This is a genomic window from Sporosarcina highlanderae, assembly GCF_030433715.1.
In the GTDB taxonomy this organism is placed as follows: domain Bacteria; phylum Bacillota; class Bacilli; order Bacillales_A; family Planococcaceae; genus Sporosarcina; species Sporosarcina highlanderae.
In genome coordinates this window covers 208256-221429 of record NZ_JAROCC010000003.1, presented here as the reverse complement: position 1 = coordinate 221429, position 13174 = coordinate 208256, and the positions used below count along the sequence as shown (strand labels likewise).

Annotated in this window: 12 protein-coding genes; 5 read left to right on the top strand and 7 right to left on the bottom strand. The window is 40.9% G+C overall.

All coding sequences use genetic code 11. The annotated features are described in order from the left end of the window. Nucleotides 1-79: 79 nt before the first annotated feature. Nucleotides 80-1264, bottom strand: coding sequence for an MDR family MFS transporter (locus tag P5G49_RS05680; protein ID WP_301242512.1), 1185 nt, complete (start codon nucleotides 1262-1264; stop codon nucleotides 80-82). Nucleotides 1265-1479: 215 nt separating this feature from the next. On the opposite strand from P5G49_RS05680, the gene mnmL reads away from it, so the two are divergent. Beyond that, nucleotides 1480-2439 (top strand): tRNA modification radical SAM protein MnmL/YtqA, encoded by a 960-nt coding sequence (gene mnmL / locus P5G49_RS05675; protein WP_301242511.1) that lies wholly within the window; start codon nucleotides 1480-1482, stop codon nucleotides 2437-2439. Beyond that, nucleotides 2436-3047, top strand: a complete 612-nt coding sequence (gene mnmM, locus P5G49_RS05670) for a tRNA 5-(aminomethyl)-2-thiouridylate-methyltransferase MnmM (RefSeq protein WP_301242510.1) — start codon at nucleotides 2436-2438, stop codon at nucleotides 3045-3047. The genes mnmL and mnmM overlap by 4 nt, the downstream gene beginning before the upstream one ends. 177 nt (nucleotides 3048-3224) lie before the next feature. Here mnmM and P5G49_RS05665 read toward each other — a convergent pair whose 3' ends face one another. The 3 genes from P5G49_RS05665 to P5G49_RS05655 form a co-directional block, all read right to left on the bottom strand. Then, entirely contained in the window at nucleotides 3225-3944 is a 720-nt protein-coding gene (locus tag P5G49_RS05665; RefSeq protein WP_301242509.1) for an SDR family NAD(P)-dependent oxidoreductase, read from the bottom strand. Continuing rightward, nucleotides 3944-4090, bottom strand: coding sequence for a hypothetical protein (locus P5G49_RS05660; protein WP_301242508.1), 147 nt, complete (start codon nucleotides 4088-4090; stop codon nucleotides 3944-3946). Before P5G49_RS05660 ends, P5G49_RS05665 begins: the two co-directional genes overlap by 1 nt. 111 nt (nucleotides 4091-4201) lie before the next feature. Further along, nucleotides 4202-4759 carry a 3D domain-containing protein gene (locus tag P5G49_RS05655; RefSeq protein ID WP_301242507.1) on the bottom strand — a complete coding sequence of 186 codons (558 nt, stop codon included), beginning with the start codon at nucleotides 4757-4759 and terminating at the stop codon, nucleotides 4202-4204. A gap of 125 nt (nucleotides 4760-4884) precedes the next feature. On the opposite strand from P5G49_RS05655, the gene P5G49_RS05650 reads away from it, so the two are divergent. Next, nucleotides 4885-5403: a GNAT family N-acetyltransferase gene (locus tag P5G49_RS05650; protein ID WP_301242506.1), complete on the top strand. Its 519-nt coding sequence runs from the start codon at nucleotides 4885-4887 to the stop codon at nucleotides 5401-5403. A 38-nt stretch (nucleotides 5404-5441) separates the two neighbouring features. Here the strand turns inward: P5G49_RS05650 and brnQ are convergent, their stop codons facing one another. From brnQ to P5G49_RS05635, 3 genes are all read right to left on the bottom strand, one after another. Next, nucleotides 5442-6803, bottom strand: a complete 1362-nt coding sequence (brnQ, locus tag P5G49_RS05645; protein WP_301242505.1) for a branched-chain amino acid transport system II carrier protein — start codon at nucleotides 6801-6803, stop codon at nucleotides 5442-5444. 185 nt (nucleotides 6804-6988) lie between these two features. Then, nucleotides 6989-10066 (bottom strand): AAA family ATPase, encoded by a 3078-nt coding sequence (locus P5G49_RS05640; protein WP_301242504.1) that lies wholly within the window; start codon nucleotides 10064-10066, stop codon nucleotides 6989-6991. Beyond that, a complete protein-coding gene (locus P5G49_RS05635) occupies nucleotides 10063-11208 on the bottom strand; it encodes an exonuclease SbcCD subunit D (protein ID WP_301242503.1) in 1146 nt (381 codons plus the stop codon). Before P5G49_RS05635 ends, P5G49_RS05640 begins: the two co-directional genes overlap by 4 nt. A gap of 351 nt (nucleotides 11209-11559) precedes the next feature. Here P5G49_RS05635 and P5G49_RS05630 point away from each other — a divergent pair, with 351 nt between their 5' ends. Continuing rightward, entirely contained in the window at nucleotides 11560-12303 is a 744-nt protein-coding gene (locus tag P5G49_RS05630) for a metal ABC transporter ATP-binding protein (protein ID WP_301242502.1), read from the top strand. Further along, nucleotides 12303-13157 (top strand): metal ABC transporter permease, encoded by an 855-nt coding sequence (locus P5G49_RS05625; protein ID WP_301242501.1) that lies wholly within the window; start codon nucleotides 12303-12305, stop codon nucleotides 13155-13157. Before P5G49_RS05630 ends, P5G49_RS05625 begins: the two co-directional genes overlap by 1 nt. Nucleotides 13158-13174 lie beyond the last annotated feature (17 nt).

The following is a 13174-nucleotide window of genomic DNA, read 5'->3' as shown; positions in this document are numbered from 1 at the left end:
ATAATTACTACTAACCTATCTCTATTTAATCAAACAATTTTGATTGACGCAATGATCGTAATTGAAAAGCCGGAAATCTCTATTGGATTTCCGGCTTTTGTTTGGATGACTTTAGAGGTCGATCATATAGGATTGTCGTTAAGAATGTAATAGCCATAAGACTTGTGAGCAATAAAAGCATCATTTTCATACCATGCATCTCTACTAAGATTCCACCTGCTAACGGTCCGATCATCCGACCGATAGTTGCGGCAGAGTTAACTACGCCTTGATAGAATCCATCTTTTCCTTTCGGGGCCAGTTGACTCGCTATCGTCGGGATAGCCGGCCATACAATCATCTCACCGAATGTTAGTATGATCATTGACGCGATGAACATCTTAAATGAGCCTGCAAAACTGACGACGATAAATGAAAATAAGAAAATAGATGTTCCGATGATCATTTGTGTTTTCAGCTGTTTTTCAATACGTTTGATAAGCGGTCTGATGATTGGTTGCCCTAAGACAATTAGTAGCCCATTGATTGTCCAAATAAAACTGTATTCACGCAGTGTAACTCCGATCGACAATGCATGCGTAGAAATTGTCGTCGACCATTGCGAGTAGACAAGCCAAGTTATAAAATAGCCCGAAACTAAAATAAGCAGTGCATAGAAAGGAGCCTTATACTTGATTGGAGTAGTCTCCCTTATTACATCCGTATGGCGTTCCGGTGCAATTTCCATTCTTTTATATCCGAAGTATGCAATGACTAAAAAGAGGATATAGAATACGAGATTCGCCGAGAAAATATAGTCGATATGAACAGATGCAATGAACCCAGCCATAGCAGGACCAATGGCAACTCCGACATTCTGCGCAAGATAAATCGAGTTAAATGCTTTTCGACCACCCTCCGGCCAGAGAGTTCCAACCATTGCATACATGCTTGGAAAAATAATACCGCCACTAAACCCTAAAACAGTGAGAAAAATTATATATGGATACCAAGTATGGTCATAAACAAGATAGGCAAGTGCAAGGATCGAGATGACAATCCCACTAATAATCGATCGGAAACCTCCAATTTTGTCGAATAAATATCCGCCAAGCAAGTTTCCCACAACCCCTGCGCCCGAGTTCGCCGCTAACACAAGGCCAGCAACGGCCAATGATTTACCAAGATAATCATGCATGTAGATTGTATTCAGCGGCCAGAGAAATGAGTTCCCAATAACATTGACAAACATCCCGATGACAAGCAGCCAAACTTTTTTCGGCATTTCTGCTGCCTCCGTTCTAAATAATAAATATAGAATCCAATCAGACTGGTTTCCCACTGATTTTTATGCAAAATAAAATCCGGCCTTTTGGCAGGATAGTTCGAGTGTATTCCTTTTTCTACTATCAGACAAGACAAACTAAATATGTTCTATAATTCAGATGACACCAATCCCAACTATCGTGATACAATCAACTGTTGAGGAGCTGAAACACAATGCAGAATTTCAATTACCCGTTTCCTTCAGAAGGGAAACGTTACCATACATGGTCACGACATTTGAAAGACGAATTTGGTTGCAAAGTATTTAAAATTGCTCTTGACGCAGGCTTCGATTGTCCAAATCGGGACGGGACTGTAGCATTCGGGGGCTGTACTTTTTGCAGTGTTGCGGGGTCTGGGGACTTCGCTGGTGATCGGGTGGATCCAATTGAGGTTCAATTTGCAGAGATCCGAGACCGAATGCACCGCAAGTGGAAAGATGGAAAGTATCTTGCTTATTTCCAGGCCTACACAAACACCCATGCACCTCTTCCTGTAATAAAAGAGAAATTCGAGGCTGCACTTGCGCAGGATGGGGTTGTTGGCATGTCAATCGCCACTCGCCCGGATTGTTTGCCCGATGACGTTGTTGAATACTTGGCCGAATTGAATGAGCGGACCTATTTATGGGTTGAATTAGGCCTGCAAACAGTACATGAAAAAACTGCACAATTAGTAAACCGGGCACATGATTTCTCCACTTATGTAGAAGGTGTTGAAAAACTTCGAAAGCACGGAATACGTGTCTGCACTCATATTATCAACGGGCTTCCTTTAGAGGACTATGACATGATGATGGAAACTGCGAGACAAGTTTCAAAGTTAGATGTACAAGGGATAAAGATCCATTTATTGCACTTGCTGAAAGGAACGCCAATGGTAAAGCAGTATGAAAAAGGTATGCTTGAGTTTCTAAAAATGGACGAATACATCAACCTTGTTGTTGATCAACTGGAAATACTGCCACCTGAGATGATCGTCCATCGAATTACCGGGGACGGACCGATTGATTTGATGATCGGACCAATGTGGAGCGTCACGAAGTGGGATGTGCTTAACGGTATCGATAAAGAATTGCAACGCCGTAATAGCTATCAAGGCAAGTTTTATGAAAGGTTGGTTGAACTCATATGAGTAAAATACGATTACATCGCGTCCTTCCGTTTTCCAAGCGACTGATTAGCGAAACTGTTCTCTCTGGGGAAACAGTTGTTGATGCGACTGCTGGCAACGGGAATGATACTTTATTTTTAGCGGAACAGGTCGGAGCGGCAGGAAAGGTTTTCGCATTCGACATTCAAGAGGCGGCCCTTGTAGCAACTGCGGAAAGGCTTGGCGAGTTAACCGTGCGAACGACATTAATCCTTGATAGTCATGCGAATGTGGATCAGTATGTAAATGAACCAATTGGCGGAGCAATGTTCAACCTTGGTTACCTCCCTTATGCCGATGATAAGACGATTGTAACGAAACCGGATTCAACGATAACAGCTATCCATAAACTCTTAGGAATGCTGAAAAAGGGCGGAATCATCACGATATCTGTCTATGATGGTCACGAAGGCGGCAAGGAAGAGCGTGACGCGTTGCTTGAATATGTCAAAACCTTGCACCAGGCAGACGTTCACGTAATTCGTTACGAGCTATTGAATCAAAGAAATAACCCCCCATTTTTAATCGCAATCGAAAAAGTGAGGGATTTTGTTGAGGTTGTACAGATTAGTAATTTGGAGTTTAAATGAGAGAAATATCCTATTGTGAAGGATTTTATAGTTGATTGGAGCGAAAGGCGGCGACTCCTGCGGGAACAGCACGAGCTGAAGACCCTGGACTGAGCGTAGCGAGGGAAGCGGCTGAAGCCGTGCCCGCGGAAAGCGTCCGCCTGTAGCGGAAATCAACGGTTTGTGCCTAAGTAATCCTTATAATTGCCGTATATCTGCAATCGGTCCAATACCCTTAAAATCTTCTCTCTCCATCACAGCTATCAGTTTGCTTGCTGTTTCAGAAGCGCTGCTCAAATGCCCTTGTTCCTTGTAGTCGATAAAGCGATCAAGTAACGGGAAATCCTCCGCTTCGCTTGATCGGATCGTTTCCTGCATGTCAGTATCAATGATTCCTGGTGCAATCGAAACAATATCAACAGGAAATTGTGCCTTCTTCTGTTCAAGTGAAACAACACGTGAAAAATGATCAAGTCCCGCTTTCGTCGTACAATACACACCCCATCCCTCATAAGGGTTCCTACCTGCACCAGACGAAATATTGATAATCCTCTTTTCACCTTCAAAGCCTTTCAAACTCCCGATAAATGCATTGGATAAAATCATAGGTGCAGTCAAATTAACCGACATTGCCCTAACTAACTCCTCATCGTTAACACTGCCGATTAATCCAATTGGTTCAACAGTTCCAGCGTTATTGATCAATGTAAATGAGTTTGCGGATGGGAGATTTTCTTCAATTATTCGATTCATCAATTCAGCCAAGCCACTTGTTTCTGATAAATCCGCTGTCTCAAATCCCTCATGACCTGAATTGGTCCTTGCGATACCAATCACTGTCTCCCCTTTTTCCTTCAGTTGACACATCAACTCAAGTCCAATGCCCTTTGATGCGCCTGTAATGATAAAAATATTCATCATTCTTCCCCTTTCAGTGAATCTTGTTGTTGGATTTCATCTTCCCCGATTTTCGTTTTATTAGGAATTTCAAAATAGGCAATCCAAATATACAATGCAATTGCTAATATGAGGATCAGCCCCATGATCAATCTTCTTTTCTCCATTCCATCTCCCCATTCCTCTTCTTTCCATATAGTTTACACCATATCTATGTACAAGCCGACAAAATATTAAAAGCCGACTCCCTCATCTATGAAGGAACCGGCTTTGTATTTTTATTTTAGTATTTTGATCTTCACATCTTTTCTTCCCCATTTATATGCTTCGCCTTTTGTTGGGAAGAACACATCGATTTTATTACCTTTAATAGAGCCGCCTGTATCGCCAGCTATTGCGTAACCATAGCCTTCAACGTAAACTTTCGTTCCTAACGGGATAACTGAAGGATCTACAGCAATCACTTTTATGTCCGGATTTCGCTTAAGATTTATTCCAGTTGAAGTGATGCCGGAACAACCGTTACAATTGGCTGTATAGGCACTCGCAGAAACAGTTATTTCCTTCAAAACGATGTCGTCATCAGACCGTGATGGTGTTTTCTTATTGCTTGTATTAGTTTTCGTAACTTTCAATTTCTGATTAGGCTTTATAACCGTTGACTTCAAACCATTCCATGATTTTAGCTCATTGACGGTGACATTATGCATCTTTGCAATTTTGTATAGTGTATCACCATTTTTGACTGTATACGTTGAAGAAGCTGCAAAACCTTCGGTCGTACTGCCGAACAATAACACTACTGCAAAAAGAATCGTCACAATATGTTTTCTCAAGTTTTCTACTCCCCGCCTTTTAGTCTATTTATAGATTATCAGTACAGTATTACAGCAATATTACAAATTGCGTTTATTCTGATTACAAAAGTCAGTCAATTATTACAATGTACGGAGGTTTTAAAATGACCGAAATTTTAGTCAGATCCGCTAGGCTAAATGAAGCTGAACCCATATCCCATCTACTTTCCAAATGCCAATGGTTTACTTATCGGGACCTTTATTCAGGTACATATATTCAACAATTAATAGGCAAATATTACAATGTCGAACGTATAGAGCGTGAAATCACAACAATCGACAAAAGTTGGCATGGGTATTTTGTAGCAGAAATGGCCGGAAAAATTCTTGGTGTAATCGGCGGAGGGATGGCGGACGAGTCCGATGGTGAGATTTATGTCTTCTATATGGACCCCGATTATAGAGGGATGGGGATCGGCACAAGACTACTTGACTTCTATACGAAAATTCAAAGGTATACTTATGGGGCTAATCGTCAATGGGTTTCTGTTGCTAAAGGCAATCAATATGGCATTCCTTTTTATGAGGCGAAAGGATTTTTGTTCGTGCGAGAGGAAAATGCATACGGTTCAACAACTGATGACCAGGATATTTCCCTTGTATATTCAAGACGAATCCATTAATAAGGAGCATTCCAATTTATTTGGAATGCTCCTTATAACTATCTATGGGCAGGTTCTAATTTCAATATAAGGGCGATGAGGCCTGTAAAGATCATAACGACAAGGACTGGTAGAACCCAGCCTAAACCATCGCTGTAAAACGGAAGCACAGTATTATAGAACGAGTCAATTGAAGTAAGCCAATTCGGCCATGCTTCCTTTGTAAAACCCAACGTGGAATATAAAGTTTTAATGCCATCGATGACGCTAATAAAGAAAGCAGTGGCTGTTGCACTAAGATAAACGATTCTTGCATGACCGAACAGGGGCGAGGTGAATGTAAGTAACATTAGAACAACGGCCAGTGGGTAAAGTAACATTAGGACCGGAATAGAATAGGTAATAATATTCGCTAAACCGAAGTTCGAAACAACAAAACAAAAGACTGTGAAACCCGTAACGAATGTTTTGTATCCAACTTTCGGGATGATTGTATTGAAATATTCTCCACATGCTGTAATGAGTCCAATACTTGTCGTCAAGCAGGCAAGAATAATTACAATCGCAAGCATAACAGTACCAATTGTTCCAAAGTAATAAGAAGCCGCCTCACTTAAAACAGGTCCTCCAGTTTCAAATAATCCGAACCTTTCAGTCGTTGTTGCCCCGAGATACGCGATTCCCACATATAATAATGCGAGGATCCCTGATGCCACGACACCGGTTTTCACAGTAGCAGAAAAGATCTGCATCTTTTTCAGCCCATATGAGCGTAATACATTAATGACGATAATCCCGAATACAAGGGAAGCTAAAGCATCCATCGTATTATACCCTTCAGTCAACCCTTTCACAAATGCGCCTTCTGCATATGCATCAACAGGACTTTGAATTTCTCCCATAGGATTTATAAACGCAACTGTTAATAGGACAAGTAATAATATTATGATAATTGGAGACATGAGTTTCCCGATACGATCTACAATTTTAGCGGGATTCAAGGAAAGCCATAATGTTATACCGAAAAATAACAATGTAAATAGTAATAGGGCAATTTTCGTATAGCCCTCTGGAATAGATGAGGCGATTCCAATATCGAACGCGACTGCTCCTGTGCGGGGTGCGGCAAAAAACGGACCTATTGTTAAATAAAGTATAGAGGTGAATAATAATCCGTAAACTGGATGTACCCGGCTTGCTAGTTCTTGCAAGTTTTTACTACCCGAGAATCCCATTGCCAAAATTCCTAAAAGTGGAAGCCCGGCTCCTGTAAGAAGAAATCCGAATGTTGCCGGCCAGAGGTTTTCGCCTGAATACTGTCCAAGCTGTGCAGGAAATATAAGATTACCAGCACCAAAAAAGAGGGCAAATAACATGACACCTATAACTAAATATGAAGAAAATGACAATTTTTTTTGCATGTATACTGCTCCCTTCATGATGTTAATATGCAAATTATTGTGTTCAATTTACTTTAGGAATTTATTTATAATACTCCCCGTCGTCCTTAAATGCAATAGAAAATAAAAAGATTTCTCTATTCGTTCAATATTTTTTTATTAAGCCATAAAAAAAAGACGGCTTTTTGGGCCGTCATTTTCCGAGATTATTTTAGTATGAATTCAGTCTCACTATGACCTTCTCTTGTCTTGCGGACTTCTAATATTGCCGGTAAAGCCGCTTTCAATTCCTCTACGTGAGAAATGACACCAATCATTCTTCCGGACCTTTGCAAGTCAACAAGAGTTTCGATCGCCTTCTGCAACGATTCCTCATCCAATGTCCCAAAACCTTCATCGATGAACATCGTGTCAATTGAGACGGACCCTTGGTAGCTCTGGATAACGTCGGCCATGCCTAAAGCTAGACTGAGCGAAGCATTAAATTTCTCGCCCCCCGACAGTGTCTTAACATCCCGGTTCTGGCCTGTGTAGCCATCATGCACGTCCAATCCGAGGCCACTTTGCTTGCCCCTCGTTTCCTGGCGGTCACTTCGTAATAGCTGAAATTGTCCGTTCGATAAATCTTTAAGTCTCTCATTCGCTGATTGAATGATGCGCTCCAAATAATCAATCTGGATGAACCGTTCGAATGAAAGTTTCATTTCATTTTGGCCCCTGATGGTGTCATATAAATTGGTTATTTTTCCAACCTTTCTCTCTAACTCATCTATGCCCTCACCAGTTCTTCTAATATTCGCTTCCAATGAAATTAAAGCATTTTTACATTCTGACGATTTTTTCATCTCAGTCCAAGCTGTCTCATAGGCTGCTTTCAACTTTTGTACGGCTTCAAGCATGCTATCCAAATCAACTTTCTCTTTTCCAAGCAAATGTGCTTCAAGTTCTCCAACTTTTTCCTTTGTCGTATGGAGTCTTTGTTTGAAATCCATCACTTGTTCCTTCAAAAGACGTCTCTCTGGTTCGGACATCTTGGCATCTCGATATTCAGTTTCTGAAGCGAATTCGGATGACGTTAACGCTTCATTGAATCTTGTTTCGGCAACCACCTTTTTTTCGGAACATTCATCAAATGTTTTTTTACAATGGTACTCTGCGGATTCCGCCTTCGCCAATTTCCCTCTTGCTTCTTCACGGGATTTTTGTACAGCCTGCCACGCATTATCCATGCGATTTTTATACGATTCCACTTCAACGAGTTCCTTTTGCAATGCAGGTAAGCTTCGCATCTCTTCAGGAATTTGGGCAATCACCATTTGTAATAATGATGTCTCTTTATCCAATAGTGATTTCTGTTCAAGAACTCTCTTTTCGTTTTCCATATGAGCCGCTTGCATATCCGAGGCTCTCTCTTCTTGTGTTTTCAGCGTCTTTTTCAAGCCGGGCAATTGATCCCTTTTCGCTCGTAAATGGGTAGCATGTTCTGTTAACTCCTTTTTTCTTTCCAACAGTATTTCAAGAGTCCAATCAATTTGAAGCTCCTTCATTTCCAACTCTTTCGCTTCCAATTGTTCAAGGTAATTCTCATATTTAGCGCAAACTGCCTGGTACGAACCCTCCACTTTAGCCAAATCTTGTTGACTTCGATCGAGTTCTTCTCGTGATACCGATTCATTACTCCGTGGATGTGTCTTTAATGGGTGATGCTCGCTTCCGCAAACTGGACACGGCTCCCCATCCTGTAAGGAATGTGCCAAGAATGCGGCCTGATTATTCAACCATAAATTTTGCATGCGTGTAAATTCGTCTTTCATCCTACTTACAACTACTGATCCTTTTTCCTTCTGTTGCTTCCACTTCGTCACTTCAGCATTAACTTTAATATGGTCTTGTACAACTTTAATTTTGGATTCTATCCGAAGGACCTTTTCAGTAATTTCGTCCAATGGGATTAAATCAGATTCGATCTTTTCAATTTGAGCCTTTAACAGTTCCGTTTTCTCTTTTTCCGTTAGTAGCCTATTGGCTGATACTAACGATTCTTCTTCCATTCCCTTAAGGCGCTGCCTTAGGCTTTTAACTGATGCTTCTTTAACTGCCAAATCCTTTACTGCAGGAAGAAAATCGCGTAAACGGATGAGTCGCTCCGTCACTTGTACCCTTTCTTCGTGTTTTGCCTCTTCTTGTTTGTACTGTATTTCAATTGCTTCCAATGATTTTTTTGCTTCACGTGCTTCATTAACTGCTTGATTCAATTCCTTCAACCTTATTTCAGCTTCATTACACAACTGGTGGAAATGCCCTTCGATTTCTTGAATGACTGCAGCCCGCTCCGCATTTGCAATCCTTTTTTCTTTAAAAGTGACAGTCGGAATTTCAGCCGTAAATGATGTCAAACTTTTCTTCCACTGTTCAAGCTTATCGAATTGTTCGTTGAGATTTTTCGCCAAGTGATATGCAGAAAGCATTTCGGCATGTTTTTCATACGCAACTTGATAATTTTTTTCATCTTCCACCATTTTTCCCGAATAGTATTCTGCTTCGATCACGATGCCGTCAAGCACTTGCGCAACGTTCTTGTACTCATTGGCTAACACTTCAAAAATCAGGGAATCCCGTTCCGGTATGACAGTAGGAATTTGACGAATAAACCCTTCAATCCTACTTTTTTCTTCAACCAAACGGATATGAGCCTCATCCCGTTTCATCTTCAATCGGTTTACGACTTCGCGGTATTCTTCCGTTTTGAAGATTTTTCTCATGATCGTTTCCTTGTTTTCCGTGTCAGAAGTCAAAAACTTCCTGAATTCACCTTGAGGAAGCATCACGATTTGGCTAAATTGGGCTTGTGTAAAACCAACAAGATCTTCGATTTTCCTGTTGATTTCGGATACGATTTGCCGATCGACAAAAGGTACTTCTCCATTACCCGTCACTTCAAAAAACTCACATCTTGCAGCAGTTTCTGCCTTATTTCCAGCTTTCAAATAAGGAATTTGACGCATCACTCTATATGTCCGCCTATTAATCTGAAAAACTAATTCAACAGTCGTTTGGACAGAGTCGTCTGCAAAATCACTTCGCATTGACCTATATTCTGTTCGGTCTTCTCCGCTTGCTTGCCCGTATAATGCAAAACAAATCGCATCGAATATCGTAGTTTTTCCCGCCCCGGTAGCTCCTGACACGACAAACAATCGGTGATCCTCAAGTTTCCGGAAGTCAACTATTTCCGTGCCCTTATAAGGTCCAAAAGCAGTCATTGTTAATTGAATGGGTTTCATCTGTCAGTTCCCCCTTTCACTTCTTGCAAGACTTCGTCAAAGATTCGTTCAGTCTCAGCATCCGGTTCCATATCATTCATCTGAGTGTAAAAGTATCGGAACAATTGTCTGTCATCCGGTTTTTCCTGGACAGCAGTTCCCTGCCTTTCCAACGTCGCTGCGGTGCGTCCAACTTTCCTTTCAATATGCATGGCATTCGGATAAATTGATTTCACCTTTTCCATTGGAAATAAAACCGGAGTTTCATCATGCAATTTAACAAAAACGTAGTCATCACTCGGAGTATGGGTGAGAATTTCATCCATCTCCCCCTCCACAGTACGCATATCATGCTTTGGTATAAGTAGACGTTTTTGGACGTCGACATTGCCCTCTCCATCCATTTCGACAATGAAAAATCCTTTTTTGTGATGCTCTTCTGATATCGAATACTTCATCGGAGAGCCCGCATATCGAATCGTTTCATTCAAAACATGATGTGCCTGGTGCAGATGGCCAAGGGCAGTGTAATGGAACTTTTGAAATAGTTGGGCAGACACATATTCCGCCCCTCCGATTGCCAAAGGACGTTCCGAATCACTCGTATTCTCCTCCTCCTTGCCATGAGGAGTGACGAAAGCATGTCCTACAAAAACATGTCGTGCATCTTCTTTAAAATCGATTTTCTCAATTACAGATTGCATTGCACTATTAAAATCCGTTATTTTTTCATCCCCATAAACTTGTCTACATATAGATGGGTCAGCATATGGCACAAGATGAAAATGAACCTCGCCGAATGCATCGTTGAATACAATCGGCTTTACCTTATGTTTTAGCCGGCCTTCAATGTAGTATCCATTCTTCCGCATCAAGTTGCTGCCAAAGTCCAATCTACCGGGGCTGTCATGGTTACCAGCAACCGCAATTACCGGTGTCTTCAGGTCAACGACAATTTCCTGCAACACATCATCTAACAAAGTGACTGCATCTGTTGGCGGAACTGCGCGATCATACAAATCTCCAGCTATAATGATTGCATCAGGTTTTTCTTCTTTAATGGCGTCGATGAATTGCCGAAGTACATAACGCTGTCCCTCCGTCATGTATACACCTTTTACCAGTTTGCCTAAATGCCAATCAGCCGTATGGAAAAACTTCAATTCCCCCGCCTCCCGTTTCTTCTTCTATGCTTTTATTTTACAGTAAACTTGCTTAAATGGCATGACATCCAAGTAAAAAGATTATTATTTCATTAAGCCCAATTCCAATCAAAAAAAATTCCTCTCCTTAACAAGAAAAAAGGCTTTACTCTGAAAATAATCTATACTATACTTAAACGAAAGTTGCACGAAGGAAACTTTTGCATTTAAAGTAGGCATTCATCATAACTACAAAAATAGATTGGCAATATACTACTAAAATGTTGCAAGGTTGATTTCAAATTTTTTTACACTAAAAGTTGCACGAGGGAAAGTTTCTCATCGTTGCCGAATTTGTGAGGAGGAAAAGTGATGTCAGATATAATTTCAGTGAAAGACATTTCGGTTTCGTACTTTGGAAAACAAGTACTTGAAAATGTTTCTTTTGAATTCACTTCAGGCCATTTAATAGGTATTTTAGGTCCGAACGGTGCGGGAAAGTCAACATTGTTGAAAGCAATGTTAGGATTAATCCCAAAAGATAAAGGCTTAATTGAAATCAATTCCAAGCCGATTAATGATTTCAGAAAAAAAATCGCTTATGTCCCTCAACGCTCGAATATCGATTGGAGCTTTCCAATCACTGTAAAAGACACCGTTGTCATCGGGACGTATCCATCGTTAGGGCTATTACGAAGACCACGAAAGGAAGAGAAGGAATGGGCAATGCGTTGCCTCGAGCAAGTAGGCATGCAGGATTTCGCTAATCGGCAAATCGGGGAACTTTCAGGCGGGCAGCAGCAACGTGTTTTTCTAGCTCGAGCACTCGCACAAAAGGCTGATTATTTCTTCTTGGATGAACCCTTCGTTGGTATTGACGTCTCAAGCGAAGAAGTGATTATAAGCATATTAAAGAAGTTACAGAGCGAAGGTAAAACTGTTTTTGTTGTCCATCACGACTTGACGAAGGTGAAGAACTATTTTGACGAGCTTATTTTGATCAATAAACAACTAATTGACGCGGGGCCAGTTGAAAAAGTGTTTAAAACCGAAATTATGGCTCGGGCATATGAAAGTCCATTTTTAATGCTGAAAGATTTGGAGGTTCAACTGTAATGGAGTTTTTACATGATTTACAAACCTATGAGTTTTTACAAAAGGCCTTCATTACATCCATAATGGTCGGAATCATCTGTGGTGTCATCGGCAGTTTCATCATATTACGGGGAATGGCTTTAATGGGAGACGCCATATCCCACGCCGTCTTGCCTGGGGTCGCCATTTCATACATGTTAGGCATCAATTACTTCTACGGTGCTGTTTTCACCGGCATTTTAACCGCTTTTGGCATTGGGGCAATTACGCAAAATAGCCGTATTAAAAGCGATTCATCCATCGGACTTGTTTTCTCAGCATTCTTTGCACTTGGTATCATTTTGATAACCCGTGCAAGAAGTGCCACAGATTTAACTCAAATACTTTTCGGTAATGTTTTGGCTGTTAGGACATCAGATATGTGGTTAACATTGGCAATTGGCAGTTTGGTCATTCTTGTCGTGATTCTATTCTATAAGGAGCTGTTAGTCTCAAGTTTTGATGAAACGATGGCTGCGGCGTACGGTTTGAAAGTTCGTTTCATCCACTACTCCATCATGTTCCTTCTAACACTCGTAACAGTAGCATCTCTTCAAACAGTTGGTGTAATTCTTGTTGTGTCGATGCTTATTACACCTGCTTCAACAGCTTATCTTTTAACGAATCGACTCTCCGTAATGGTCTTGCTTGCAGCTTTCTTCGGTGCATTGTCAGCTGTTATAGGGTTATATTTCAGTTTTGTGTACAATATGCCGTCTGGTCCGGTTATTGCATTGGCAACAACAGCGCTATTCCTTTTAGCGTTTCTTTTTTCACCGAAACAAGGAATTGTTTTTAGGAAGATCCAAGCGTTTAATCGTAAAAAGCTTGCTTGACCCAATAAAAAATCAAA